The organism is Streptomyces sp. NPDC059875, assembly GCF_042731085.1.
Classification (GTDB): Bacteria; Actinomycetota; Actinomycetes; order Streptomycetales; family Streptomycetaceae; genus Streptomyces.
Window position 1 is genome coordinate 43,609 of the sequence record NZ_JBHWJZ010000025.1, and the last position, 26,302, is coordinate 69,910.

At 68.5% G+C, this 26,302-nt stretch carries 26 protein-coding genes and 1 pseudogene; 11 read left to right on the forward strand and 16 right to left on the reverse strand.

The window, feature by feature from the left end:
* Positions 1-275: 275 nt before the first annotated feature.
* From ACFV9D_RS27280 to ACFV9D_RS27305, 6 genes are all read right to left on the reverse strand, one after another.
* Positions 276-1,628: an LCP family protein gene (locus ACFV9D_RS27280; RefSeq protein WP_385151502.1), complete on the reverse strand. Its 1,353-nt coding sequence runs from the start codon at positions 1,626-1,628 to the stop codon at positions 276-278.
* A gap of 373 nt (positions 1,629-2,001) precedes the next feature.
* Complete coding sequence (locus ACFV9D_RS27285) at positions 2,002-2,787, reverse strand: ABC transporter permease (protein ID WP_385151505.1); 786 nt, start codon at positions 2,785-2,787, stop codon at positions 2,002-2,004.
* Complete coding sequence (locus tag ACFV9D_RS27290; protein WP_385151507.1) at positions 2,784-3,746, reverse strand: ATP-binding cassette domain-containing protein; 963 nt, start codon at positions 3,744-3,746, stop codon at positions 2,784-2,786. The genes ACFV9D_RS27285 and ACFV9D_RS27290 overlap by 4 nt, the downstream gene beginning before the upstream one ends.
* Positions 3,747-3,776: 30 nt before the next feature.
* Positions 3,777-4,442 carry a DUF4097 family beta strand repeat-containing protein gene (locus tag ACFV9D_RS27295; protein WP_385151752.1) on the reverse strand — a complete coding sequence of 222 codons (666 nt, stop codon included), beginning with the start codon at positions 4,440-4,442 and terminating at the stop codon, positions 3,777-3,779.
* 618 nt (positions 4,443-5,060) lie between these two features.
* The gene (locus tag ACFV9D_RS27300) at positions 5,061-5,381 is read right to left on the reverse strand and encodes a DUF721 domain-containing protein (RefSeq protein WP_385151511.1); all 321 of its coding nucleotides are present in this window, start codon (positions 5,379-5,381) and stop codon (positions 5,061-5,063) included.
* A gap of 116 nt (positions 5,382-5,497) precedes the next feature.
* Complete coding sequence (locus ACFV9D_RS27305; protein WP_385151514.1) at positions 5,498-6,817, reverse strand: phosphatidylserine/phosphatidylglycerophosphate/cardiolipin synthase family protein; 1,320 nt, start codon at positions 6,815-6,817, stop codon at positions 5,498-5,500.
* A gap of 510 nt (positions 6,818-7,327) precedes the next feature.
* Between ACFV9D_RS27305 and ACFV9D_RS27310 the strand changes: the two genes are divergently transcribed.
* The 4 genes and pseudogenes from ACFV9D_RS27310 to ACFV9D_RS27325 all read left to right on the forward strand — a co-directional run.
* Positions 7,328-7,843, forward strand: a complete 516-nt coding sequence (locus tag ACFV9D_RS27310) for an aldo/keto reductase (RefSeq protein WP_385151517.1) — start codon at positions 7,328-7,330, stop codon at positions 7,841-7,843.
* Positions 7,844-8,045: 202 nt separating this feature from the next.
* A complete protein-coding gene (locus tag ACFV9D_RS27315) occupies positions 8,046-8,780 on the forward strand; it encodes an SOS response-associated peptidase (RefSeq protein ID WP_385151520.1) in 735 nt (244 codons plus the stop codon).
* 337 nt (positions 8,781-9,117) lie between these two features.
* On the forward strand, positions 9,118-9,399 hold the full coding sequence (locus tag ACFV9D_RS27320; protein ID WP_385151523.1) for a hypothetical protein: 282 nt from the start codon (positions 9,118-9,120) through the stop codon (positions 9,397-9,399).
* A 214-nt stretch (positions 9,400-9,613) separates the two neighbouring features.
* A pseudogene (locus tag ACFV9D_RS27325) lies at positions 9,614-9,764 on the forward strand (IS5/IS1182 family transposase); the annotation flags it as partial.
* Between the two features lie 129 nt (positions 9,765-9,893).
* Here ACFV9D_RS27325 and ACFV9D_RS27330 read toward each other — a convergent pair.
* On the reverse strand, positions 9,894-10,556 hold the full coding sequence (locus ACFV9D_RS27330) for a TetR/AcrR family transcriptional regulator (RefSeq protein WP_385151525.1): 663 nt from the start codon (positions 10,554-10,556) through the stop codon (positions 9,894-9,896).
* Positions 10,557-10,639: 83 nt separating this feature from the next.
* On the opposite strand from ACFV9D_RS27330, the gene ACFV9D_RS27335 reads away from it, so the two are divergent.
* Positions 10,640-11,587, forward strand: coding sequence for an NAD(P)-dependent alcohol dehydrogenase (locus tag ACFV9D_RS27335; protein WP_385151528.1), 948 nt, complete (start codon positions 10,640-10,642; stop codon positions 11,585-11,587).
* A 345-nt stretch (positions 11,588-11,932) separates the two neighbouring features.
* Here ACFV9D_RS27335 and ACFV9D_RS27340 read toward each other — a convergent pair whose 3' ends face one another.
* The 6 genes from ACFV9D_RS27340 to ACFV9D_RS27365 form a co-directional block, all read right to left on the reverse strand.
* Positions 11,933-12,067, reverse strand: a complete 135-nt coding sequence (locus tag ACFV9D_RS27340) for a hypothetical protein (protein ID WP_385151531.1) — start codon at positions 12,065-12,067, stop codon at positions 11,933-11,935.
* 347 nt (positions 12,068-12,414) lie between these two features.
* Positions 12,415-13,752, reverse strand: a complete 1,338-nt coding sequence (locus ACFV9D_RS27345; RefSeq protein ID WP_385151534.1) for an NUDIX domain-containing protein — start codon at positions 13,750-13,752, stop codon at positions 12,415-12,417.
* A 104-nt stretch (positions 13,753-13,856) separates the two neighbouring features.
* A complete protein-coding gene (locus tag ACFV9D_RS27350; RefSeq protein WP_385151537.1) occupies positions 13,857-14,924 on the reverse strand; it encodes a phosphotransferase enzyme family protein in 1,068 nt (355 codons plus the stop codon).
* 115 nt (positions 14,925-15,039) lie between these two features.
* Positions 15,040-15,477, reverse strand: a complete 438-nt coding sequence (locus ACFV9D_RS27355; protein ID WP_385151540.1) for a hypothetical protein — start codon at positions 15,475-15,477, stop codon at positions 15,040-15,042.
* 123 nt (positions 15,478-15,600) lie between these two features.
* Positions 15,601-15,756, reverse strand: coding sequence for a hypothetical protein (locus ACFV9D_RS27360; protein WP_385151543.1), 156 nt, complete (start codon positions 15,754-15,756; stop codon positions 15,601-15,603).
* A gap of 312 nt (positions 15,757-16,068) precedes the next feature.
* Positions 16,069-16,662, reverse strand: coding sequence for a hypothetical protein (locus ACFV9D_RS27365; RefSeq protein WP_385151545.1), 594 nt, complete (start codon positions 16,660-16,662; stop codon positions 16,069-16,071).
* Positions 16,663-17,219: 557 nt separating this feature from the next.
* Here ACFV9D_RS27365 and ACFV9D_RS27370 point away from each other — a divergent pair.
* Positions 17,220-17,306 (forward strand): hypothetical protein, encoded by an 87-nt coding sequence (locus ACFV9D_RS27370; protein WP_385151755.1) that lies wholly within the window; start codon positions 17,220-17,222, stop codon positions 17,304-17,306.
* Between the two features lie 65 nt (positions 17,307-17,371).
* On the opposite strand, the gene ACFV9D_RS27375 is transcribed toward ACFV9D_RS27370, so the two are convergent.
* Positions 17,372-18,715 carry a hypothetical protein gene (locus ACFV9D_RS27375; protein WP_385151547.1) on the reverse strand — a complete coding sequence of 448 codons (1,344 nt, stop codon included), beginning with the start codon at positions 18,713-18,715 and terminating at the stop codon, positions 17,372-17,374.
* Positions 18,716-19,287: 572 nt separating this feature from the next.
* Between ACFV9D_RS27375 and ACFV9D_RS27380 the strand changes: the two genes are divergently transcribed.
* The gene (locus ACFV9D_RS27380; RefSeq protein WP_385151550.1) at positions 19,288-19,500 is read left to right on the forward strand and encodes an ATP-binding protein; all 213 of its coding nucleotides are present in this window, start codon (positions 19,288-19,290) and stop codon (positions 19,498-19,500) included.
* A gap of 1 nt (position 19,501) precedes the next feature.
* Here ACFV9D_RS27380 and ACFV9D_RS27385 read toward each other — a convergent pair whose 3' ends face one another.
* Positions 19,502-19,969 carry a hypothetical protein gene (locus ACFV9D_RS27385; protein ID WP_385151553.1) on the reverse strand — a complete coding sequence of 156 codons (468 nt, stop codon included), beginning with the start codon at positions 19,967-19,969 and terminating at the stop codon, positions 19,502-19,504.
* A 246-nt stretch (positions 19,970-20,215) separates the two neighbouring features.
* Between ACFV9D_RS27385 and ACFV9D_RS27390 the strand changes: the two genes are divergently transcribed.
* Entirely contained in the window at positions 20,216-22,378 is a 2,163-nt protein-coding gene (locus tag ACFV9D_RS27390) for a LamG-like jellyroll fold domain-containing protein (protein ID WP_385151555.1), read from the forward strand.
* A gap of 443 nt (positions 22,379-22,821) precedes the next feature.
* Entirely contained in the window at positions 22,822-23,244 is a 423-nt protein-coding gene (locus ACFV9D_RS27395) for a hypothetical protein (RefSeq protein ID WP_385151558.1), read from the forward strand.
* A gap of 561 nt (positions 23,245-23,805) precedes the next feature.
* Here the strand turns inward: ACFV9D_RS27395 and ACFV9D_RS27400 are convergent.
* A complete protein-coding gene (locus ACFV9D_RS27400; protein ID WP_385151561.1) occupies positions 23,806-24,228 on the reverse strand; it encodes a DUF6223 family protein in 423 nt (140 codons plus the stop codon).
* A 197-nt stretch (positions 24,229-24,425) separates the two neighbouring features.
* Between ACFV9D_RS27400 and ACFV9D_RS27405 the strand changes: the two genes are divergently transcribed.
* Positions 24,426-25,553, forward strand: a complete 1,128-nt coding sequence (locus tag ACFV9D_RS27405; protein ID WP_385151563.1) for a sensor histidine kinase — start codon at positions 24,426-24,428, stop codon at positions 25,551-25,553.
* The gene (locus ACFV9D_RS27410) at positions 25,550-26,227 is read left to right on the forward strand and encodes a response regulator (RefSeq protein WP_385151566.1); all 678 of its coding nucleotides are present in this window, start codon (positions 25,550-25,552) and stop codon (positions 26,225-26,227) included. The genes ACFV9D_RS27405 and ACFV9D_RS27410 overlap by 4 nt, the downstream gene beginning before the upstream one ends.
* Positions 26,228-26,302 lie beyond the last annotated feature (75 nt).

A 26,302-nucleotide genomic window follows, 5' to 3' on the forward strand; every position in this document is an offset into this window, starting at 1 on the left:
CGCGTCACGGGTCATCGTTGTCGGCACAGCCTTAGGGGACTCCGGGCGGCTTCCACCAACCGAAGATCGCAACAATACGCCCCCCGGACGCCGTCTTCATAGCGGGTCCAGCCGGTTACCCGGCGCTCGCGTTCATCCGTCCGGGGTTGAGGAGCACAGGAACTCCCGGGCCGTTGCCAGCCGCTACGACAGAGGGCCGACGTCTTCCATGGCACCGTCACGGTCGCGGCGATCCACTGATGGCTCAGCCCGTGATCCGCCGGACAGAACCGAATCTAGCGGTTGCTCGTGTGGGCGGGGGCCGGTGGCTTCGGTGGGCTGGGGCAGCGGAGGGTGTTGCCGGTCACGGGGGCGCCTTCGGCTGTGTTGCGGTCGTAGGTGACGGTCTTGACCTCGACGGGTCGTGTGCCGACGGCGACGTCGAGGAACCTGTCATGGTGGGCGACGGGTTGAAGGCGGGCGCTGGGCAGGGCGGCCGCGAGGGTGGCCGCGTCTGCTTCCCGGCCGGGGGCATGACTGATGACCGGTGGGCCGTCGGGGCGTACGGGTGGTGCGGAGGGCGAGCTGTGGGTGACGGCGAATCCGTTACGGCGCAAGGCCTCGGCTACGACCGGGTCGTCCACGCGCACCGCGATCAAAGCGGGGTTCGTCTTGACCGGGGTTTCCGGAACGGGCTGGATGCGGGGGTCGCCCGTGATGGGACGGTCCGCGCTCAGCGCGTTCCACAGTGCGGCGGAGCGGGCCTCGTCCCACACCAGAGTGGAACCCACTCCGGGCACGCGGTGGTCAAAGAGCCGGATCGGGACGGTGGCGAGCTCGATGTTCTCCGGCCTCAGGCGGCCGAGCGCCCAGCCGACGCGGACCAGGTCGACCAACTCCGTCCGGTCGTCGGTGCGTACGGACCTCAGCAGGGTCCGGGCCGTGCGAGCCGTGTCGACCGGGCCGGACAAGGCGCCTTCGGCGGTGAGGCGCGCCAGCAGATCGTTCACCATGCGCTGCTGGCGACGGACGCGGCCGAGGTCTCCGGGCGGGGTGACGTGCCTGGCCCGGACGTAGCGCAGTGCGCCGTTTCCGTCGGTGTGGTGGGCGCCCGCAGGGATGTCGAGGCCGGAACCACTGTCCTTGAGGGGCTTGTCCGTACACACGGTCGCACCGCCGAGATTGTCGACGGCCTGCTCAAAGCCGGTGAACCCGGTCTCCAGGTAGTGGTCGATGCGCAGACCGGTGACCTTCTCGACGGTTCGTACGGTCAGAGGGCCCGCGCCGCGCGCGAACGCCCCGTTGATCTTTCCCGAGCGGGCCGGCCCGCCGGCCGCCGTTGTCGCCGGGTCGCCGGCGTACTGGACGTAGGAGTCGCGGGGTAGGGAGACGATACTGGCCCGCCGCTGGTTCGCGGAGAGATGGACGAGCATTATTACGTCGGTGCAGTTGCAGCCTTTTCCCCCGACGTGGAGACGCTCCTTCTCGGCGGCGGAGAGTCCCGCGCGGCTGTCGATGCCGACGACGAGGATGTTCGTGCCGCGCCCGCCGCCAGGCGACTCACGCTCGTCGGAGACTGCCCGCGAGCCTGCGTAGGAGCCACTGACGAGGGCTGCCAGCAATGTGAGAGCAACGGTGATTCGACGCAACGCGCATCCTCGGAAAGAGTGCCAGAACTCCGGATCGTGACGTTACCGGGACTCGCGTCGGCCCCGGTCGCGCGCACACCGACCGGCGCAGGAATTACCCGGTTGGCGCGACTCGCCAGGGCGAGCGAACCCCGATCCCCACCGTGATCCGCTGGGCGCAGGCCGCGGCGTCGGCCTCTGTAGGGCGACGGCCGGCCGACGACGTCGGTCCAGGTGGGACGTCGTCGGTGCGGCCACCAGATCGCGAGCAGCGCCGCATCCGGCCATCGTGCGGCCGAGGACGCGGACGGGGCGGCGTACTCCGACGGGTGTCGGTGTACGCCGCCCTGGGGGTGGGACGGGTTGCGGGAGGTGTCCCGCGTTGTCATGGCGGTTACTTCGGGTCGCGGTTGAAGGACGCCTTCGACCAGAAGTAGCCGAGGACGGTCAGTGCCAGGCACCAGGTGATGGCGAGCCAGCCGTTGTGGCCGATCTCGGTGCCGAGCAGCAGGCCGCGCAGGGTCTCGATGGCCGGGGTGAACGGCTGGTACTCGGCGATGGGCTGGAACCAGCCCGGCATCGCGTCGACCGGGACGAAGGTGCTGGAGATGAGCGGCAGGAAGATCAGGGGCATCGCGTTGTTGCTGGCAGCCTCGGCGTTCGGGCTGATCAGGCCCATGCCGACCGCGATCCAGGTGAGTGCCAGGGCGAACAGGGTGAGCAGTCCGAACGCCGCGAGCCATTCCAGGGCGGTGGCGTCGATGGAGCGGAAGCCGATGGCCACGGCGACGGCGCCGACGAGCACCACGCTCATCACGCACTGCAGCACGCTGCCGATGACGTGTCCGATGAGCACGGAGCCGCGGTGGATCGCCATCGTGCGGAAGCGGGCGATGATGCCCTCGGACATGTCGGTGGAGACGGACACCGCGGTCCCGATCGTGGTGCCGCCGATGGTCATCATCAGGATGCCCGGGACGACGTACGCGATGTAGGCGGAGCGGTCCGCGCCGCCGATGCCCGCGCTCATGGTGTCGCCGAAGATGTAGACGAACAGCAACAGCAGCATGACCGGGGTGAGCAGCAGGTTCAGCGTCAGGGACGGGTAGCGCCGGGCGTGCAGGAGGTTGCGGCGCAGCATCGTGTTCGAGTTGCGTACGGCGAGGGAGAGGGCGCTCATCGGACTGTCTCCTTGGGCTGGTTGGGGATGGTGGTGTCGCCGGTGAGGGCGAAGAAGACGTCGTCGAGGTCGGGGGTGTGCACGGTGAGCTCGTCGGCCTCGATGCCGACGGAGTCCAGCCGGTCGAGGATGGAGCGCAGTTCGCGCTGGCTGCCGTCGCTGGGGATCTGCAGCGCGAGCGCCTCGTCGTCCCGGGTGACCTCGCGCAGCGCGGAGGCGGCGCTCTGGTACGCGGACGGGTCGGTGAAGCGGAGCCTGATGTGGCCGCCGGGGATCAGCCGCTTCAGTTCCTCGGCGGTGCCCTCGGCTGCGATCTTGCCGTCGTTGAGCACGGCGATACGGTCGGCGAGCTGGTCGGCCTCCTCCAGGTACTGGGTGGTGAGGAAGACGGTGACGCCGCCCGTGACGAGCTCGCGGATGATCTGCCACATGTTGTGGCGGGAGCGGGGGTCGAGACCGGTGGTGGGTTCGTCGAGGAAGATGATCCGCGGGCTGCCGACCAGCGTCATGGCGATGTCGAGACGGCGCTTCATGCCGCCGGAGTAGGTGGAGGCGGGCTTCTTCGCGGCCTCCACCAGGTCGAAGCGCTCAAGGAGCTCGGCGGTGACCCGCCGTCCCTCGCTGCGGGGGAGCAGGTGCAGGTCCGCCATGAGGAGCATGTTCTCCTCACCGGTGATCAGGCCGTCGACGGCGGAGAACTGCCCGGTGACACCGATCGTGGCGCGCACGGACTGCGGGGCGGTGGCGAGGTCGTGGCCGCCGACGCGGATCTGGCCGGAGGAGGGGTCGGGGGAGATGAGGGTGGAGAGGATCTTGACGGCGGTGGTCTTGCCGGCGCCGTTCGGGCCGAGCAGGGAGAAGATCGTTCCTTCCGGGACGGCCAGGTCGACGCCGTCGAGCACGGTCTTGTCGCCGTAGGACTTACGCAGCCCGTTCGCCGCGATGGCCAAGTTGGTCATGAGGAGTGCTCCTTGAGAGGCTGCGGGCTGTCAGAGGCTGCGGGCGGTGATGTCGCCGTGGTGGGTGGTGGCGCGGATGTCGAGTTCGGCGGTGCCGTCGCTCTTGAGGGAGTTGTTGACGCGGCCGTAGCTGGTGCCGGCATCCAGGGCAGCCGAGACGCCGCGGGCGGCGCCGACCGAGATGTCGCCCTTCTGCGTGCTCAGGCTGACCGTGCCGCGCACTGCCTCGGCGATTCGGATGTTGCCCTTCTGGGTGCTGATCTCCGCGGGGCCGCCCAGTCGGCCGATCTCGACGTCGCCGTCGGTCGCGGTGAGACGGACGCTCGCGGCCTCGTCGATCTTGATCTGGCGGTACGCGCCTTCGAAGGCGATGTCGCCGAGCCGTCCGACGCCGCGGAGTTCTGCGGCGGCGGCCTTCGCCTCGACGTGGGAGCCGGCGGGCAGTTGGACGGTCACCTCGACGGATCCGGAGTTGCCCAGGATCCGGTTCTCCGCCGCCGGGGCCTCGATCCGCAGGACGCCGTCGGCGTAGGCGACCGTGGTCTGCTCCGCCGCCTTCACATCCCGGCCCTTGGAGGCATCGGCGGGCCGGACCTCGACGGTGGTGTCGGCGCGGTCTGCGGCGATGAACTGGATGCGTCCCGCGGGGATGTCGAGGACGGCGGCGACCGGGGCGGGAGTGTCGAACTTCTGCATCATGCTCTCCTGTTGACTCGCTGTTTCCGATGACGGAAAAGCTACGTTGCATTTGAAGATCTGGCAACGACGCCGTTGCGCGTAATTACTATGTGCGCAGGTGGGAGCCCGAAAATCGTTGCAATGGTTTCGAGTCTAACGCAACGACCTCGATCCTGTGTGTTGCAATGGGTTGGGAGTGAACGCTAAAGCGGAGAGGCCACGAACCACGAAGGAGGGCCACGGCACGGCCGGCGGTGACCCGACGTGCACGTCGGCTTCCGGCCGACTCGGGCCGAACAGCGGCGCGCTTCCTGCCGAGTTGGGCCGATCAAGAGTCGTCGTGCGCGCGAAACGTCATGCCGCCAGCAAGGGGGAGGGGCCGCGGTACTCGCAACTCGCGGTGTGGGACTCGCCTTCGACTACATCGACCTGCGCGTCGGCTTCGAGCACGTCCGACGCGACGTCCGAAAGAACCGCCGCTGGCGTCCGGAGGAGGAGCCCTGGTCGCAGCCACTCGTTGAGGACTGCGACCAGCACTGTCGCCTCGTAGCGGACGGCGAGTTTGTCGTATGGGGTGGCCACGGCACGGTGACGCTTGAGCCGGTTGATCCCGCAATTGACCGCGTGCCGCTGCTTCTAGTCAGTCTCGTCCGCCTTCGCCGCGGCGGGCGCGGCTGCGGCTTCCGGTGCGACGTCGGCCGGCTCAGGGGCGGGTACGGAATCGGGCGGCAAGATCCTCAGGGTGCGCACGAGGATGCGCCCCGCCGCATTGTTGGCGGCCTCGATGACCTGGGTCTGCTCCAGGCGGGCCGTCGTCGCCCAGGCCGTCGACTCCGCGCACACGGTGAGTCGGCCGGGGTCCGAGCCGAACCCGACGGCAGCGACGTGCCCTGCGAGCTCGGGGGCATGGCCGTCCACCGCTCCCGTAGCATCGCGCCAGCGGCCGGGAGCTCTCATGCCTGCTCAGCGACCAGCGCGCCGATCGCTGCCCCGAGGCCCAGCGGCTCGCGCGCCCATCGCGCCGCCCCGAATGGACCGGGCGCGGCTTCGAGAGGCGGCGCGGCGCAGCGGGCTCAGACCGGGGTCCGCGGGCAGGCGATCGGGTCACCGTTGGCCGGCTGGTGCGTGGTTGCCACCCGCAGCTTGTTGTACTGCGCGACGTACGCGTCGTGGACGGCGGGGTCCTCGAGTTGGAGCATCGTCTCGTCGCTCTGGCGCAGGGAGTTGGTGGTCAGGTTGTGGCTGCCGGTCCATACGATCTTGCGATCGGGGACGTTGTAGTACTTGCCCTCGATCAGCAGGAACTTGTCGTGGATCCACGTGGCGTCCTTGCCGCAGTAGTACTTGGTGATGACGCCGCCGTACGCGCTGCTCGTCTTGGCGAGCAGGCGGTTGAGGGAGTCCTCCGCGTGGCTGTACTTTCCGTCGTCCTTCGGCGGGGTGTAGGTCATGGCGACCTCGACGTAACAGCCGGCCGCGTCGACCTCGTTGAGCTTCGACGCCAGGTAGGGGCGGGCGAACGCGGTCAGACTGACGCGGATGCGGGTGCGGTGGGTGTCGGTGGTGCCGACCTCGGAGTTGCCGTAGCACTGCACGTGGTCGAGGACGGTCGAGACGGTGTCCTCGCTGGGATCGCTGTAGAAGACGGAATCGCTCGTCGCGGCCCGCGGAAAGAAGTGGATCTTTGCATTGCCCGAGGCGAGCGGCGGGCGGCCGGTGTCGTAGTAGTTGTTGTTCGAGGTCCGCGCGCGCAGGTCGTCGAAGTAGCCGTCGTACGCCTGGTAGATGGCGTCGTTGCCGGCGAGTACGAGGGCGTTGTTCCAGCCCAGCCGGCCGTCGCGGCCGATGTGCAGGTTCGCCGAGGACTGCATGACGACCCGTGCGGTGCCCTGTGTCTCGGTGAAAAGCAGGAACTTGTTGTGGTTGATGGCCGTCACACCGTTGTTCATGCGGGTGCCGATACAGCCCCGGCCGGTGCCGCAGGTCATGACGAACGACGGCTCGGTCGGGTCGCCACCGAGCTTCTCCACCAGCCGGTTGTAGATCGGCGCGTACTCCGCGTGCAGCGCCTTGTCGTCGAAGATCGCCTGGACCTGAACACCCCGGTCGTGGGCGGCGATCAGGGCGTCGGTGAAGTCCGCGTCGTTGAGGTAGTAGTACGAGAGGCGGATCCGCGAGCCGGCCGGGGCGCCGGCGATCAGCTCGATCTGCTTGTCGACGATGGCCCGCTGTTCGCTCACGGTGCCGATCGGGTTGTTGAAGACGGCCTGGGTGGTTACGCCCGCCGTCGCGCCGGCGCTCTCGGCGCCCGCGGGCGCGGCGGAGACGGTGAGCACGGAGGCCAGGAGCGCCGCCGCCAGGGCGACGGCGCGCAGCTTGTGCCGGGTACGCATGGAGTTCCTTTCGTGTGTGGACATAGGAGCGACTCGCATGCGACATCCAAGGTTGCAGCGATCTTCAGCAATGATGGCCGAGGTTGGTACTACGGCCAGAGCAGCTCCCGGAGCCGGCCAGTACCGTTCCCGGACGGGGTCGCAGCGGACACGGACATGGCGGCGGGCTTCGTCGCCCTGGAAGAACCCCACCTCGGCCGGTACGACGACGTAGAGGGGCCACGTGAGGGCGCGGGCGTCGGGCTCGGCCTCGGCGCGACGCTTGCCTCGGCGAGGGCGGCAGGGGAGTCGAGGACCTCGCTCTGCGGGCCCCGCCAGGGCCGAGACGAGGGCGCCGGTGGCGCGGGCGCGGGGTCCTCGTACGCCTCCTCGACGGTTCCGGTGGTGACGTGGCCCCGAATTCGAGTGGCCAGAGTGAGCCGGCTGGAGGCGCCATTTCATGCAGGCCTCGTACCCCTCCGCCCAACGCGACCGCGCAATGTCAGGCCCCCCACCCGTCCGGCCGAGTTCTTGGTCCAGTACCTCGGCCTGTCCAACACCGACGCCGACGCCATCCGGCGCGCCCACGCGGTGCACCCGATCTCGGTCCTGCAGCACGAGTACTCGATCGTGGCCCACGACTCCGAGCGGTTCCTCCCCGTACTGGAGGAGCTCGGCATCGGGCTCGTCGCCTACTCCCCGCTCGCCCGCGGCTTCCTCAGCGGCGCCGTCAAGCCCCGCGAGGAGTACGACGCCCACGACTTCCGCCGGGGCATTCCCTGGTGGAACCCGGAGAACTTCGACCAGAACCTCTCCATCGTCAGCGAGCTCAGCAAGCAGGCGGAGAGCAAGGGCGTCGCCCTGCCGCAGCTCGCCCTGGCCTGGCTGCTGGCGAAGAAGGACGACATCGTCCCGATCCCGGGATCGCGCAACCCCGAACGTGTCGCGCAGAACATCGCCGCCGCCGACCTCAACCTGACCGCCGACGACCTCACCCGTATCGACGAGATCGCCCCCGAAGGGGGCATCGGCGGACGAGGCATGTGACACCCCCCGGCCCAAACGGAGCGCCTCACCAGCCGGTACGGGCAAGCAACCCGCACACGGGCAACACTTCCCGCCCCAGAGAAGCCCTTGTGCGTACTGCCCCGCGAAGAGGTCCACGGCGTGCAGGGGAAGGCCGCGGGTGGCTGCCGTCCGACCTCGGCTTCCGCACGCCGGCCCGCGGGTGCCGTGGCACAGTGGCGGTATGTGCGGCCGCTACACCTCCACCCGCAGTCCTGAGGATCTGACCCGGCTCTTTCAGGTCACCGACTGGCGCCCCGACGAATCACTGGAGCCCAGCTGGAACGTCGCGCCGACCGACGAGGTCTACGCGGTTCTCGAACGCGCCGCGCGGAATGACGGTGACGAGGTGCGCCGTGAACTGCGGGCGCTCAAGTGGGGTCTGGTGCCGGCGTGGGCGAAGGACCCGAAGGTCGGCTCCCGGATGATCAACGCACGGGTCGAGACCGTCCACGAGAAGCCCGCCTACCGGCGTGCCTTCGCCAAGCGCCGCTGCGTGCTGCCGGCCGACGGCTTCTACGAATGGGAGCCGGTGAAGGACGAGGCGACGGGCAAGACCCGCAAGCAGCCGTACTTCATCCACCCCAGCGACGGCCAGGTGATGGCCATGGCGGGTCTGTACGAGTACTGGCGCAACCCCGACATCACGAGCGACGGCGACCCCGACGCCTGGCTGATGACCTGCACGATCATCACCACCGAGGCCACTGACGCAGCCGGCCGCGTCCACCCCCGCATGCCACTCGCCCTCACGCCCGACCATTACGACGCCTGGCTCGACCCCCACCATCAGAACACCGAAGACCTCCGCGCCCTCCTCGCCCAGCCTGCGGACGGCCAGCTCGACGCCCGGCCCGTCTCGACGGTCGTGAACGACGTCCGCAACAATGGCCCGCACCTTCTCGACGAAGCCACCTGACGCTGTCCCGCAGCCACGTGAACGCTCAGCGCGGCAAGGGCTGAGGGCGCGGTGTCAGTGCGGTGGGCGAATCTCAGCGCATGGGGGAGCTCCAACGGCCGATACCGCCGTCGCCCGCGAGCGCACCACACCTTTTGCATCCGCCACGATGAGCCGCATTGGCGCTCAGCTGCACGAACGCTCCTGCCGTGCGATCAGCCCCAGAGAACCCCCTCCGCCCAGGGCGCCGAGAGGCCGTGCTCGCCCTGGAGAAGCCGAAGAGGGCGACGCCCGCATCGGACGGTGAGGAGCTTCTTCGGCGTTCTTCAACCATGGCGGTGGGCTGAGGGTCGGGGCGGTGACCGAGGCTGATCTGCTTCGTTATCAGGCCATGAACAACATCATCAAGCGTGCTTTCGTTGCCACGGCCCTGGTCGGTGCTGCTGCTGCTGCGGTCGGTGCCACTCCGGCTGCGGCTGATCCGATCGGCGGTCTCCCGATCGGCGGCCTCTCGGGTGCCAGCGTCGACGGCCTCGGGCTCGTCGGCGGAGTCGCCGACACGGTCGGTGGCCCCGGCGATGCCGGCGACGTCCTGAACAGGGCCGGCAACGGGAGCGCCATCAACGGCCTCAACGGCTGAATCGAGGCCGCGAGCGACAGCAGAAGCGACACGGTGCCCTTCTCGCCCGCGGGCGAGAAGGGCACCGTGGTTCAGGGTCGATGCTGCTCACGCCCGGACAGCGGGCGGACTGCACCCAGTTCGAGCCGGTCATGAATCGAATCCGTGTCCCGCGCCTGACCGTCGGCAGACCCAGGACCAAGGAATGGTTTCAGAATGAAATCCGTGGTGGACCAGCGGCGTGACGGCCTGGCGGCCGCTGCGGGACTGGACCGAAGCCGGCGTCTGGCCGCCTTCACGTCGTCGTCCTCGCCGGACTGCGGAAGGGCGGCCTCCTGGACATGGATGATGTCGCGGTCGACGCCTCACACGTCAGGGCCCCCAAAGGGGTGACCCGTCTTCGCGTCCATCAGGTGACTCTTCTGAGCAGGTGCCCACCTGATTCGTGACACTCCCGAGCCGCCGGCCCGCCGCCGTCTGGCGGGGCTCACGGTGCCCTTCGTCGTGGACGGGCTTCAGCCGGATGCCTCGTGGTTTGCCAGGCGTGATTCGAGGCTGTCGAGGATGAGGTCCAGGCCGTACCCGAACTCGTCGGCGTAGGAATAGTCCCGATGCATCACGTGCTCGGTGATCAGCTCGGCCAGGTGCGGGTAGACGTCGGGGGAAAGCTGCTCCTGGATCTCGCCGACGAATTCTTCGACTCCGGCGTCGGCGTCGAAGGGCAGGTTGAGCTCGGTCAGCACGAAACCGTAGACGTAGGCATCGATCGCGGAGAAGGCGTGTGATGCCAGCGTCATCGGAAAGCCGTTGCGGCGCAGGCAGCCGAGCACGGTGTCGTGGTGCCGGAGCAAGGCGGGGCCTGGGGAGCGGCGGGATTCGATGAGGCCGAGGGCCCACGGGTGTTCCGACAGAGTGGCGCGGGCCGACGCTGCGCGGTCGGTCATCGCCTGTCGCCACGGTTGCCGGGGTTCGGGAAGCTCGATCCGGGCGAAGATCCAGTTCGCCAGTGCGTCCAGCAACGCGTCCTTGCCGGCGAGGTGATGGTAGAGCGACATTGCCTCGACGCCGAGTTCCTTGCCGACGTTGCGCATGCTCACTTGGGCGAGGCCGCCGCGGTCGGCGACCTGTACCGCGGCGTCGATGATGCGGTCGTGGCTGAGTGCTGGACGCCGGGGCATGACGGACCTCTCGAATCAGGCTTGCTGCCTTACGTGCGTAAGGCTATCGTCAAGCAGAGACTTACACATGTAAGGAGGGGGCCATGCAGGCAGCAGTCGTCGACCGGTACGGCGGGCCCGACGTCGTACGCATCGGCGAGGTTCCCCGGCCCGCGCCACGTGGAGACGAGGTACTGGTGCGCGTCCGGGCGGTGGCGGTCACCTCGGCCGACTCGCGCATCCGCGGGGCCCGGTTCCCCTCGGGATTCGGATTGTTGGCACGGCTGGCGTTCGGCGTCTTCCGCCCCCGGCGGACGGTCCTGGGCAGTTCCTTCTCCGGGGAGGTCGTGGCCGTTGGCGCGCACGTCAGTGACATGGCGCCGGGTGACGAGGTGTGCGGCATGACCGGAGTGAAACTGGGTGCACATGCCGAGTACGTCGCGGTGCCGGCGAAGAAGCTCGCACGGAAGCCGTCCGCGGTGAGCCATGAGGATACGGCAGGGTTGCTGTTCGGAGGCTCGACAGCGCTGTTCTTCCTGCGGGACAAGGCAGCGGTGGGCCCCGGTGTGTCGGTGCTCGTCAACGGTGCGTCAGGCGCGATCGGCACGAACGCCGTCCAGTTGGCGAAGCACTTCGGCGCGACTGTCACCGGTGTGACCAGCACGGCGAACGCCGACCTGGTGACCGGCCTGGGAGCCACGCGGGTCATCGACTACACCCGCGACGACCTGGCCGGCATCGCTGACCGGTTCGACGTGGTGCTGGACGTCGTCGGCAACCTTTCGATCACGTCCGGCCGGCGCCTGCTGAGCCCCAAAGGGGTGTTGCTGCTGGCCGTCGCGGGCCTGGGCGACACCGTCCGTGCCCGAGGCAACGTCGTCGCGGGCCCCGCACCCGAGCGCGTCGAGGACTTTGAGTTCCTCCTGCGACTGGCTGCCGATGGCGCGATCACTGTGGTGATCGACCGGATCTATGATCTGCACGACATCGCCGAAGCCCATCATCGGGTCGACAGCGGCCGCAAGATCGGCAACATCGTCGTGCGCCCATAGCCATCGACGGCACGGCACCGGCCGACTGCCTCTGATTGGAACCCGACCGCACGTTTCCAGGTGAGCGGCCTACCAACGCCCTGCCACACCAGCGGAACAAGGCCTTGGCCGCGTGCGAGGTTGGCGAGGACCTCGACAGTATCGCCCCGGGTGGGAAGTCCAAGGTGGCCGATGCCCGAGTCGGCGCTCCGCCCGATGAGGCGGCTCGCCGACGGGTAGTCGCCGCACAGCGCCTCGCGCACGCCGATCGCCGCCCGGGGTTCTTCGTCAGGATGCTCAGCAGGCCTCCTGGCCCGACGAGCCGCGCCAGGCGGGCCACCGCGTCTGCGGTGTCGTCCAGGTACATCAGCACCCGTGGCAGCACACCGCGTCGAACCGCTCTCCGTCCGAGGAGAGGGTGTCGATGCCGGCCTCGCGCAACTGGACCCGCGCTCCGAGTTCGGGGCGGGTAGGGAGGCGGCGGCCTGCGGCGTCGAGCATGTCGGTGGACGGGTCCGCGGCGCCGCGGCGTCACGTGGTGGCCGGCGGCGGCGAGCCGGAGGGTCATCTCGCCGTTGCCGCAGCCGGCGTCCAGGATCCGTGCGGGCCGGGCCGGGAGTTCGGCCAGGAGGTGGCGGGCGACGAGGTCGGGGCGGAGACGGCCCCGTGCACTGCGCGAGTGCGTGGCGTACGCGGCCCGACGGTGGCGAAGTCGTCAACGCTTCCACCCCAGCTCGGTGTAGGGGCGGCCGGCCTGGATGCCTTCGATCGCGGCCCGGGTGTAGGGGACGATCAGCTCGGGCAGATCCTTGACGCTCCACCACTCCCAGGCGACACACCTGTCGGGCTCACGTACCGCCGGGACTCCCTCCCAGTGGCGGGGCCCGGAAGAAGAGCTGGATCCGAGGCTGGGCCCCGGGAAGGTCCACCAGATGGACTGTGTGGACGAGCTCGACGTCTGCCGGGTCGATCACCAGCCCGGCCTCCTCGTACGCCTCCCGGACCAGGCCGGCAGTCGCTGCTTCTGCCTCAAGATGGCCCGCCAACGCGTGCCAGACCCCGCCCGCGTACGCCGAATCAGGATGCCGAAGCCCCAGTAAGACTCGCCCGTCGCGCTCCAGGTAGAGGTGGACGCCGACGATGTGAGGAACGGTGCCTGAGGGCGCCTTCGGAGTCGCCACATGCCTGGCCGACGGAGCACCGGCGGGTGCGGGGTGCTCGGCCGCGTGCCACTCCAGCAGCTTCCTGGTCGACGCCGGCATCGTCATGAGGGGGAGTTTCTCGGGACGGACCCAGGCGAGCATCACGCCCTCGGTCAGCGGCAGTCTGGTCGCGTCCCCGTTCCAGCGGCCGGTGAACAGCTGGATCGGCACCCGGGTGCCGTCCGTGCCGGTGACGTACTCGACCGCGTACGGCTCCAGGTCCGGGATGTTCAGGCCGGCCTCTTCACGCAGCTCTCGGCGCATGGTGTCGAGCAGTGTCGCGTCCTGCGGTTCCCGGCCGCCGCCTAGTAGCGACCAGGCTCCTGGCTCCCAGATCCAAGGCTTGTTCGCATCCCGCAGGTGGAGGAGGTAGCGGCCACGACCGTCATGGACCAGGGCTGACGCATGTGTTGGCACGACGACGCCATCGAGACCTGAGCCCACCAGCTTGGCCCGCAGAGTCGGGGAGGACACTTCACCGAACGGCAGCCACTCGGCGCCGGACACCTCCTCGCTCTGCAGCTCGATCTCGGGCATGCCGCCGGCCAAGTAGAACACGAACCGGAAGTCGTAGTGCCTGTACGCCACTTCGCCCTTGTCGGGGCGCGCTTCGATGTCGTGAACGTCGATGTCGATCGGCCCATCCATGAATGCCGGCGTCAGGGTGAGGGCCCCCGGCGGGATCCCGGCTTCCTCGTGGACCTCGCGCAGCGCCACCCTATGAAGGGTGCGATCACCGGCCTCGGCGTGCCCGCCGGGGGCAAGCGTCTTCCCGCTGGCCTTGTGGTGAATGTGGAGGACATTGCGGTCACGGTCGATCACTACGGCGCTGCACGTGATGTGCCCTGGCAGGGTGGAGCGACTGGTGACATCGGCGCCCTCGTCGAGCGCGCCCAGCAGTTCGGTCAGGTTGGGGCGTTCGTCTGGGTGGCGTTCGAGATAGCCGGTGATCAGCTGTCGGATGTGTGAGGACGAGAGGGGCACGTCAGAACCTCGCGGGGTCAGGAGCTTGAGGGGGAATCGCCGGCCGAACCGGCCGTGGAGCCGGCTGTCCCGGGGCCTGGTCCGGGAAGGCTTTGCTAGGGCGGTTACCGGAGGTGGTCACGGAGGACCTCCTCCGCCTCGTCGAGCCGCTCACGCAGTACGACAGCAGCCTGGACACGGTTTCGGGCGTACGTCTCCAGCGACTCGGTGACCGGCCCGAGGCTGTCCACGACCGTGTTCAGCGGGTACACGGTGCACTCCAGGTACGAGGCCGTCAGCCGCACCACGCTGACCAACTCCTCAACCGGCAACGTCGGATGAAGCCGGTGATAGGCGGCGGCGAGGCGACCCAGGCCGTCGGGCCAGTCCGGACCGGCGAGGACCGTGCGCGGATCGAGCGCAAGCCTGCCCAGCTCCCACAGGGGACTTCGCCGTGTCGGCGGGGCAAAGTCGATCACCGCCACGACATGGTCGTCGCGCAACAGAACGTTCGGGCCCGACAAGTCCCCGTGCACAAGCTGGGAAACCGTCCGCTCCGGAGCCTTCTCCAGCAGCCGCTCCACCGCCGGCAGCCCGGCCAGTCGTTCACGTGCAGTCTCCAACGCCCACCGCTCGAACTCGGTACGGGGAGGGTCCATTTCGTAGCGGTGCACGAGATCGTCCAGACGGGCGCGGCTGCGTACGGTGTCGACCGCCCTGTCCCGGGCATCGAGCCGGGGCGGGCCCGACGGGTGACGCGCCAGGCCTCGGTGCAGACGGCCGATGGCCTCGCCGACGGCCGCCCAACGGCGGCCGGTGAGCTGCCCATCCGCGGTAACCGTGTCGCGCAGATGGGACGTCACCGACATGGTCACCCCCTTGCCAGAGGCCACCAGGTGCTTTCCCGTGACCGTGTAGCGGGCGCGGGCGACCGGAACCCGGCACAGGCGCGCGTACTCGCTGAGTGCCGCGGCGCTCTCGGCCATCCTGCGGTCCGCGCCCGCCGGGTAGGTCTTGATGAACCAGGTGCTGCCGGTGTCCGTTGTGGCCAGGTAGTTACGGGTCGCGGTACCTGACGGCCCCTGGGAGACCGACACCGGGAGGATCCCGAACTCGGAGGCGAGCAACAAGGCGACGGTCTGCAGCTCGATCGGGGCGCGGCCGGCTGCGGAGCTTGATGCGTAGGCGGTCACGCGGTCGTTCCCTTCGCTGAGGTGTCCACGTCGGGGGAGCCGGCCTGCATGGGAAGAGCGGGCGTAAGGAACTGGCGGGCCTGCAGGTCGTATGCCCTGCGGAACATCCCAGTACCTATTGCGCCCGGGCCATCGTCAACGATCCCCACGCGCTGGGCAGCGCCATCGCGACCAGCAAAGGCAACAGCGCCCAGTGCAGCACCGTCAGCACGCTCGCCGCGGCGATCAGAGAGATCACCGAGGCGACCACGGCCGTGCAGTAGCCCACCATTCGACTGGCCCCGTCGGCGCCCCACCGCACCGAGTCCATCAGCTTGTAGAAGGCGTCGTCCTCGATCGCGTCCATCTCCACCCGCGCGACAAGACCCAGGTATCGCTCGGTGGCCGCCCGTTGGACCTTCGGCTCCAAGATCCCCGTCGAGGCGGTCGACGCCGACTTCAGCAGCGAGGACAGGACCGCCATCACGGACACGAACAGCAGCGCAGGCAGGGCACCCCGCAGCCGATCGACCAGGATCCCCGACGCCAAGAGCGCGGCCAGCAGCGTGTTCACCGCCACGAGGGAGAACGTCTACGCCACGCCCCGGCCGGCTTCGCTGGCCGCCACCGTGTAGAGGGCCCCGCTTGTCGGCCTGCCGTGCCAGCCTCACGGCGATGCCGACCTGCCGGGGAATGCTCACGGCATGCTCCACATGCCCAGCTTCACCCAGGTGCCGCGGTGTTGGCTCCAGCCCTGGTCGAATGCGAGCCCACCGCCGAACAGCAACTGCTCGGATGCCGAAACGGTCTCCGCCTCAGCTGTGGATGGCGCATTGCCCGAGTTGTTCGTCATGCCTGCCTCCTCATATCCGGACGTGCTGAGCGGAACGCGCCGGCGCCGCGGCGAGGGATCAAGACACGGACCTGAGCCCCGAAGGGCTTGAGAGGTCCGGCAGGAAGGGGAGCGGCAAGTCGGTCAGGAGGGGGGTACGTAGCGGTCTCCTGGGGTGCAGGGGTGGGGTGTCGCGTGGTTCAACGACGTGACCGGGCTCATCGAACACATGCGTTTCGGACGCCGTGTGAACCCCGTGGCACAGCGAAAGCGCGTTCGTGCCGGATGCATCTGTCGGCCTTTCGCCTGCTGTCCCACTGTCCTGCTGCCCGCTCAGCCGTCAAAGTGGAGGTCAGGTCGGGTCCAGAGGGTGAGGTCGCTGCTGGTGGCGACCGCCAGGGTCAGGCCGGAGGGAGAGAACCCGGCTGCGCGGAGTTCTGAGTACTCGGAGTGGAAGATGTGCCACCACGTCCCTCCCGCCGGGCCTTTGTGGGACCCGCCGTCGGCGGAGAGGATGACGCGGTCGTGGGGCCACTCGGGGCTGACGACGTCCAGCGTCCAGCCGTCTGGTGTGGTGCTGTGCAGGCCGCCGCCCAAGAGCCCGGCGATACGCACCGGCGTGCCCTCGATCGGGCCCAGCCCGGGGCAGGTGAGCTCTGGCGATGCGTCCGGAGTGCTGGTGTCGGGGTCTGGGTCCCGATCGCGGGCGACCTTCTCGCCGGTGACCGCGTCGAAGAGTCCATGACCGTCGCTGGACACGACCATGACGAGGTCGTGCCCGCTGTCGGGATGGACGGCGAAGCCAATGCCGAGCAGACCCCCGATGGGGGTCCTGTGGTCCAGCACCGGCTGCCACGGCTCCGGGGCCGGCATGACGGTGGCGGCGATGTAGCGCTCGCGCAGTTTCTGCTGGTACTCCGTGATCAACTCGTCTCCTTGGGGCTGTCTGTGTCGAGGGTCCGACCACAAACGATCTCAAGGTGACAGGAACGATGCACCTTCGGTGACAGCAATCCTGCTGACGCCGCCTCGGAGGGCGGGGTCTGGGCAGCTGTCAGGTGACAAGCGCTCGCGCTTCCCTACCGACCGGATATCCGGAAGGCGGGTCCGCCTTGCTCCTCATCGTCCCTCTCCAGAGCGCTGATTGCGCGACGGCGCCAACGTGTGACAGCTACAACGACAATCACCCCGCCCAGCAGGCCGGCCAGCGGAACACCCAGGCTGCGGCCATGAACAGGGTCCCTAGTGACTCCATGACGCCCCTGTCGGGGCGACAGTACTCGGCACGGCGCGGCTTTGGACTCGAGCAGGTGGCGAAGATTGATGCACAGATCTCTGTACTCGGTGGAGCACTCTCATGAGTACGCCGATACCGGCGGACCGGACAACGCGACACCTCTGGCAGTCGACTTGAGGGCCCGCCTACCTCGATCCACACCATTGCGGCCAGCACCTCACGGTGTCGACGCTTCCTCATTGACGAGGTGGGCTACATCCCGTTCGACCAGGACGCGGCCAACCTGTCCTTCCAGCTCATAGCCTCGCGTTACGAGCAGGGTCGGTGGTGGTGACCTCGAACCTGCCCTTCGGGAAAGCGCACATGTTCCGGCGAACCCGTGCCGGTGCTGCCGAAACTTCACGGGTTCGACGGTGCCCAAGAGGCCGTCCAGTCGCCTCGGCGTTCGCGCCACGCGGCCCTGAGGGCTTCGAGCTCGGTGCGGGGGAAGGGCTCCCCCCACTTGCCGCGGTATGCGCTCTCGCCGTACTCCTTCGCGACCTCGTCGAAGCAACGGATCACGGCTCGGGCAACGACATCGATGTTCTGCTGGGTGGACCAGATCTCGCTCCCAGTGTTGTCGTGGTCACTGCTGTGGGCCAGCTCCAGTAGGCGGATCCACACGTTGGTGCCTTCACGGTAGAAGATCCATCGGAGGGCGGTGGGCTCGGCCTCGAACTGTGCTCGGCAATCGGTCTCGCCGACGACCAGACGTGTTACCGCCGTCAAGAGATCTTCGGGGGCAGCGGTGATAAAGGAGGCCGTGACTTCGGCTTCCGCCTGGTGGTCGCTGACGATGCAGTCGGCCCAACCATGTCCGGACAGGACCCAGGCGAGTCGCAGGTGGGCCATCATCGTTCCTTCTCCTCCAGTCACGGGTTCCCTGCGCTGATCACCGAGGGCCCCTCGCACACACCCGAGTCTGGAGGATGGCGAGGCTTCTGACCAGCGGATTCTCTGACGCCGGCCGATGCTCAGCGATCGGGCAGGCGCCCCGGGTCGACATGGTCGGCGAGATGGAATCAGGGTGGCTTGCGGGTCCATGCCGAAGGCCGCGGCGACGAGCTTGGGGTCCATGGTGTTCACCAGGTCGACGAGACGGGTGCTACGGATCATGCGGGGCGGGCAGCCGCAGTCGTCAAGGACGTGGGAAGGATAGGCAGTTGAGGCCGGGCTCCGCCCGGCCGTTGTTCCTTTGGTGACCATGACGTGCGGGTTATCCGCCCGCCATGCCTCACGGTGTGCCAGGCACCGCTCCAGCACCGTCCAGGAAGCGGGGTCCAGGGGGACGGGATGGGGTCGCTTCCCTAGCCGGACAGTATGGGCCTGCTGGTCGATGTCGTCGATCTTCAGCATCCGCATCTCGAAGCTGGAGGCGCCATGCAGCAGAGCGAGCATGCCCATCACCGCTTCATGCGGGTGCACTTGCTTGTCGGTTGTCCACCGCCGGAACAGCTCGCGTTGCTGGTCGACGGCGAGGGTCTGGCCGCGGAAGCCGTTCGCCTCCTTCGCGACCAGCCGGCGGGTGGGGTCGACCAGCAGCATCTTCTGGGACCGCGGGAAGCGGAAGAACTGCCGCAGCACGGTCAGCCGCCGCTTGCGTCCCTTGGGCAGGGTGGACAGGAAGGCTTCGACATCGTGCACGTCGACGAGGGACCAGTCGTTCTTGTCCGGTTCGTTGACCAGGAAGAGGGGCCAGGTCACGCAGGGTGGCCAGGGCCGTCTCCAGGGTGTGATTGCTGCGAGGACGGGTGCGCGCTCGGCGCGCTCGGTCCTGGGCCCGCATCCGGGAGGTGTTGAAGGCGGCGACGCTTGCCGCAGCGGTTCGGGGACGGCCTCGAAGCGTCGTTGCCAGCGGCAACGACGGCAACCGGCGGCGAGCCGTTCGGCCTGGTCGGTGGGCAGGGCCAGGTGGTGGAGGGTGAAGAACTCCTCGAGTGCGCGGGCGAAGGAGCCCATCGACCGCCCTGGCCTGCGGGATCTTTCCAGCAGGGCCCGAGGCGAGGTGGAGTGCCCGTCTTCCAGGAGTCCGCCGAGGTCGGTGACGAAGCTGCAGGCTCTGGTGATGCAGCGTCGGGCAGCGACATGAGCGACGAAGTCTCCCAGCCAGGATGGTGGATCGGCGAGCCGGTCGCGGAGGTGTTCCCCCGGATGAAGGGACGGCCAGGGTGCTTTTGCCAGCAGGCCGAGCGCAGCCCCAATCCGGCCTGTCGCCGCAGCTGGCCGCACACGCGGCAGGTCCTGGGAGGCTGTTACTGCTGCCGAGGCCGTGAACTGTGACCGCACCAGCCGGTCGTCTCACGCAGATCGCCGAGACTGCGGCAGCGCGGACACATCTGCTGGGCAGCCCGCTGATCGGCCCTCCAGATGGCTGGGGCGAGACCTTCTCCGACGACGACGTCGCGGCCGCGATGATCGACCGCCTGGTCCACCACGCCGAGGTCCTCACCCTCACCGGAGACTCCTACAACGGCGCCGCACATCGGTGAGTCACAGGGCCCACCAGCAATACAGTCGCTGGTCGGAAGCCTGAGCGCGCTGAGCCAGTCCGGCCAGGGCTTCCAGGACATCGGCCGTGACCTCGGCCCCGATCCCGATCTGCCGGAGTTCCTCGGTCATCGACCACAGCTTGGCAAAGCGGACAAGGTCGTCCTGCGACGCCGTGGCGAGGGCATCGATCAGGGTGTCTGTCAGGCTGACCACGAACGGCGGGCCGTCCTCCGGCTCGGACAGCACCTTGCCGGACCGCGGGCGCTCGCCGGCCTCGTCATAGCTGCAGCCGGTCATGATGGCTTCGAGCTGGGCGATCGCGACGACCGGGTCGATGTTCTTGAGGAAGACCACGTCGAGTTCCGCCTGCCCCGGGCCTCCAGGAGTCTGGAGGACTGCGACGGCAGCCTGATCGTCAGTGGCGGAGAAGTAGTCGCACAGCGGCATGCCGACGATTCTGGCATCCACGGCTGACAGTCCTGCCGGCACCGCCAGGGCAGTCGACGACCAACGACACGGGGTCAACTTGCAGAGACTCGCCAGGGGGGAGCAAATTCAGAGAGCGTTGACCAGCACACCTGTACTGGTGAAGGGCCGTCGGGTCTGGTGCCTGCGTGCGTATTGATCATGTTCAGTCTCGTTGGCAGAGTCGTGGGTACTGCCCTGAGCTCGGGCGGGGGGATCGGGCACCCATAGGTCCGGTAGTGAGTGATGATGAGTAGATTTGCGGCTGGCTGGCTGCATGCGCTGGCGACCGCCTTGGTGGCGGTTGCCCTGCTTGCGGGTCAGGCGATACCCGCAGCGGCGGTGGAGACGACCCCGGGGGATGCGGCGGGCACGGCCTATACCCGTGAGTCGGTCCGGACGATGACATGGAACATGTGTGGCGAGGCCGGCGGGGCAGTAGCAGGCCAGGCCGGCTACTGCCCGTACCGGAACACGCCCCAGAAGAAGGTCGACGGCATCGTCAAGGTCATCAAGGAGCAGAACCTCAATGCGGTCATGCTGCAGGAGGTGTGCTCGGTCAGCCACATAGGTGCGCTCGACGCGACGCTCAAGAACCTGGCTGACCAGGGGGAGGCCTGGGCGCAGGGATGGACGTTCGCTCTGGCGGGTGTGACGCGACCGAACGAGGGGGACCCGGAGCCCGAGCGCTCCGGGATCGAACTCATCGATGAGGAAGGTTCCGATTGCCGCGGCCTCAGCGGCACACTGGGTGTGGCCATCGGCGTGAGGGGCCAGATCACTTGGAAGAGCGAGACTGACTTCAGCACACCGCTCAACCTCTCGATGAACCGCGGCACCGTGCTCTGCGTGGAGGTGGCGGGCTGGGAGCAGCACCTGTGCACCACCCACGTCTCCAATTTCGACGGCGACGTGGACGCCACGACAGCCGCCACGTACTACAACCAGCAGATCAACACGGTCGCTGCCGTAGTGAAGAAGTTCCCCTCGGTGGTTCTTGGTGGAGACTTCAACACCAGCGTGCAGGACAAGCTCCAGCCGCTCTTCAGCCTCATGTCGGAGTGCGATCAGCAGGCGTACTACCCCGGTGAGGCGTCCAACGAGACCACCAAGGTCACCCGCATCATGCAGGTGAATGACGGCAATCCGGTCGGTGAGCCCAAGGACTACGCGATCACCTCGCAAACAGGGTTCCAGACTTCGAAGATCGACTATCTGTTCTCCACCGATGGGTTCACCGGCTGCGACTCGTGGACGGGCCTGGCCGACTGGACGGACTACTCGATCGCCAAGCAGCCCGACTGCAGGCTCAAGCCGGGCGACAAGACGTGGGAGCCGCAGTGCGCGCCGGCCACCGACGCGTACTCCGACCACACTCCCGTCTTCGGCCGGACGCAGGGAGGTCCGCAGCTGTCCTGGAAGCTCGACTCCGCGGGAGGCACCGCCGGCGGATCCGGCGGCCACACCGGTTCCCCCAGCGGCAGCGTCTCCTGGGATGCGGACCATGGCGGCTCCCTCAAGCTGAACGGCTCCGACACGGCCGTCACCGCCGGCGGATCCGTGATCAACACCCAGCGCAGCTTCACCGTTTCGGCCTGGGCGAAGGTCGCCGCCGGAGCGGATACCTCTGCGGTGGTGTCCCAGGACGGGCAGAACATCAGCGGCATGATGCTCTGGTTCAACAAGGGCGACAGCACCTGGCGCTTCGGCATGCCAAAGACGGACAGCAGCGGCTGGAGCGTCGACCAGGCCATCGCCCCTGCCACCCCGGAGGTGTGGACACACCTCACCGGCGTGTACGACGCCGCCGCCGGCATGATCACGCTGTACGTCAACGGCGCCAAGAAGACCTTCGCCGCACATACCGCACCGTGGTCGGCGACCGGCCCGTTCGTTGTCGGCAGGGACAAGGTGAACGGCGCGAACAACGCCTATTTCAACGGCTCGATCCAGCGCGTCGAGGCCTTCGACTACCCCATGCGTGACGATCAGGCCGCCTCGCACGCCGGTAAGCTGACCGCCCCCACCGGCAAGAGCACCGAGATGCAGAGCACACCCTTCGCCGCGCTGTCGCAGGGCTGCCACCTGCCTGTCGAGGCCTTTGGCCTCGACTTCGGCACGGCAACAAGCCTTACCCCGACGCTGAGTGCCACCGTCGCCCACCCGGACCCGTCGGCGGAAGTCTGGGCAGAGTTCCAGGTCTGGGACATAGCCGACCCCACCCGCCAACCCATCGCCTTGGGCGACTCACGATCGGCCAGCGCCAAGGTGAGGGGCCAGGGCAGCGTTACCGTCACCGTCCCTACGCTCACCCCCGGACGCAGCTACGGATGGCGGGTGCGCACGAACGACGGAACCAGCACCTCGGCCTTCTCCGCCGACTGCCGCTTCAGCGCCCCGACCTCCTCCTGAACAGTGCAGCCTGAGGCCTCTGCCGGTGCCCAGCGCACCGGCAGAGGCCCATGCCGAGCATGGCGCTCAGCCGGCACGCAGGCAGCGACCCTCTCACCGTGCTGCAGCGCGCGAACAGCACACGGGCAGGGGACTGCACCAGCAAGACAACCTCGGCCGTACGGTGGAAGCCGGCCCACCGCCGCACGTCGGCTCCGTGAGGCGAGGATCGTGATCCGTGGCGGCGGGTTCGAGCACGCTGTCTCTCTCGCCCGCACGGCCCTCGACCCCGTACGAGAAGCTCGGAAACAGAAATCCACAGCCAGGGCGAGAGTGGGACTGCGAAGGTTCCGACTCACGCGAAACACGGCCAGCGTGAAGTCTCAGCCGCAGCAGCGTCAGCCCCCCGGCCCCCTTGCGGACCGCGGCCTGACGGTCAGGACACCTCCGTTCGAGGTTCAGCCGTGCAACAGATCGAGCTGCTCGGTCACCTGCTTCCAACCCAGAGCATCAGCTTGGGCGCGGGCCCGCAGATCAGCAGCCGCCCCGCCTGCCTCAGCGCTCGCCGTGACCAGCGCAAGATCCTCTCGCTGCCGCTGCACCTCGAAGCCAGGTCCGGGAAGCTGAGGATCGCGCTGACTCGCAGCGATCGCAGCGATCTGCAGGCAACGAAGGGCCCCATCCCAAGGCCCACCAGCGCAGGCGGTTACTGCTTCCGACACTGCCGTCAGGGCGTCGAGATGCATCATCACTGCACCCTCGGCGTCACAGTCAGCCGCTCGGTCGGTCTGCTGGCGATTGAGGAAGTCATGGACACTTGGGCCGCAGGTTCTGAGGGCGTCGAGTGGTGGTTCGGCAACGGTGATCAAGAAAGCCCTGCTGGCTGAGCAGGTCAGCAGGCGGACCAGATGAAGATGCCGGCGATGAGGAGTCCGGCCCTTTAAACGGTGGCGGTCTTCTCGTAGCGGGTCGCCAGGCAGCGCCAGCTTTCAGGCGGTTGATGCACCGTTCGACGGTGGTGCCGTGTTTGCAGACCTCGCGGTCGAAGGCAGGTGGCGGTCCGCCGTCGCGGTCCTTGCGCTTACGGTGGGCGATCCGGTCGGCGGGCATGGGATCACCGACCGGATGCCGCGTCTGCGCAGGTGGTGCCGAATCGGGCGCGAGGGGAAGGGCGCGATGGCCAGGACGACGACCGGCCGGGGTGCGTGCTCTGCCGAGCACCCTAGGCACTCGAAGTTCGGCCATGAGCTGTTCGAAAGCAGGGTCGTCGCCTGCTTGACCAGGCGTGAGGACGAAGCACGACGGGCGTCAGCGGATGTCAAGCGGCCAGGTGAATAGTCGTTGGTCAGGCCGCCGAGGTGCTGGCCGCCGGCGCCGCTGCCTACGCGGTACGTCGCGCGGTGACCGCCCGCAGGGCGTGACCGCGCCAGAAGACGTATCCGCTGTGGTCAACGGGTGCGGCGGGAGCGGGTCAGAGCTCGCCCGCCCAGTGCAGTGCCGGTCAGCCCGAACAGCAGGGCCACGTAGGCTCCGCCCAGCCCGTTGCCGGTGCCGAGGCCACCGTCGGCGGCAGCCGCGACCAGCCCGCCGAGAGCCATGGCGATCAGCCCCGCGACCACGGCTGCTGTGGCCCCGAGCGACCCGTTGGCAATGCCGAGACGACTGGCGGGTCGGGTCAGCGCCAGCACGGCGATGACCACGGCGGCCAGCCCCAGCAGCCCGCCGGTGGTGGCTCCGAGCCTCCCGAGGCTGAAGTCGGTGACGCCGGCGGCGACAGGCTGGACCGAGGCGTGCGCTGCCGCTGGTGTGGCAAGACCGAGCCCGCCGAGCAGGGCGGTCGCGGAGGCGGCGAACAGGCGACGAGCGGACATCAGGGTGCTCCTTCTCTTGCGACGACTGGATGTGGTTCGAGCATGTCGGCCGGGTCCCTGGCAAGTCGTCCAGCAGGCGCAGGCACTTCGCTCTACCACGCCCGCGGCAGGTGCTGCGGAGCTACTGCGTGCGTGGTAGTCGGCCGCTCGTCCGCGAGTGGGATTCGCCCGCGGCGGCCTCGGGCTACGGTGCGCGCATGAGCAAAGGACGGTTCCGCGTTCGGGCCGGTGTCAGGGACTGGCTGATCGCCGTAGGCGTGGCGGCGGCACTACTGGTCACCGGTCTGTCGGAGCATCGCTCCGCCACGGGCCTCGGCCTGCTCGGCTACGTGCTGTTGGCGGTGGGCGGCCTGGCGCTGGCCGCGGGCCGCCGGGCTCCGGTTGCCGTCCTCGCCGTCACCGGGCTGTGCGCGGTGGGGTACCAGGCGGCAGGGTTCGACGTGGCTGCCGTCGCGTTCCTCTTCGCGGTGTACGCGGCCATGCGGGCGGGACACCGCATCGTCACGGTGGCGGTGAGCGTGGCCGTGCTGGCAACGCTCCCCCTCGCGGCCCTGGCCTCCGGCCTGCACGACACGGGCGAGGCGTTCGCGCAGGCCCGGGGCGCCCTTGAAATCGCTTGGCTGATCGCAGCTGGCGCGGCCGGTGAAGCCCTCCGGCAGGCCGAGCAGCGGGCCGACGAAGCCGAACGCACCCGGGAGGAGACCGCGCGGCGCCGGGCCGACGAGGAGCGGCTGCACATCGCGCGGGAGCTGCACGATTCGCTCACGCACCAGATCTCGGTCATCAAGGTGCAGTCCGAAGTGGCCGTCCACGTGGCCAGGAAGAGGGGCGAACCGGTGCCGGCTGCCCTGCTGGCGATCCGGGAGGCCGGCCGGGAGGCGTCCCGGGAGCTCCGCGCCACCCTGGAGGCGCTGCGCGACGACGACACCACCCCACCGCACGGCCTCGACCACATCCCCGAACTGGTGGAACGGGCCGGCAAGACCGGTCTACAGGCGACACTGACGATCCAAGGCCAGCAGCACGACGTTCCGGCCGCGGTTGGCCGCACCCTCTACCGGATCGTCCAGGAGTCCCTCACCAACATCGCCCGTCACGCGGACGCCACCACGGCATCGGTCCACATCGACTACCGCCCGGACGCCGTCGCCCTGCAGATCGACGACAACGGCAAGGCCACGCCGGACCCCGCCCCCGTGCCCGGCATCGGACTGCTCGGGATGCGTGAACGCGTCACCGCCCTCGGAGGCCGACTCCGGGCAGCACCCCGCGGCGAGGGCGGCTTCACCGTCCAGGCCGAACTCCCCGTGGAACGCGCCTCGTGATCCGGGTCCTGCTGGTCGACGACCAGCCGCTCATCCGCAGCGGATTCCGCGCGCTCCTCGACCTCGAAGACGACATCGAGGTCGTGGCCGAGGCGGCCAACGGGCAGGAAGGCCTGCAGCTCGTCAGAGAGCATCTGCCCGACATCGCACTCCTCGACATCCAGATGCCGGTCCTCGACGGCATCGAGACGACCCGGCGCATCGCGGACGACCCGGCGCTGACCGGGGTCCACGTCGTCATCCTCACCAACTACGGCCTGGACGAGTACGTCTTCAACGCCCTGTCCGCCGGGGCCGCCGGATTCCTCGTCAAGGACATCGTGCCGGAGGACTTCCTGCACGCCGTACGCGTGGCCGCGCGCGGCGACGCCCTCCTTGCACCCTCGATCACCCGCAAGTTGATCAACCGGTACGTCACCCAACCGCTCCCCACCGACACGGGCACAGTGCTGGAAGGCCTGACCGGCCGAGAACGGGAGGCCGTCGTTCTGGTTGCGCACGGCCTGTCCAATGACGAGATCGCGGCTCGCATGGTGATCAGCCCGCTGACCGCGAAGACCCACGTCAACCGGGCCATGACCAAGCTCCATGCCCGTGACCGCGCCCAGCTCGTGATCCTCGCCTACGAATCCGGCCTGGTAATCCCGCGCAGCTCGCCACCCCATGTCGGGTAGATGCGCCGCAAGGCTCGTATCGTGCTGTGATTTACGCGATCAGGACCTGGACGGATCGCAGATCTCGTCTCTGTG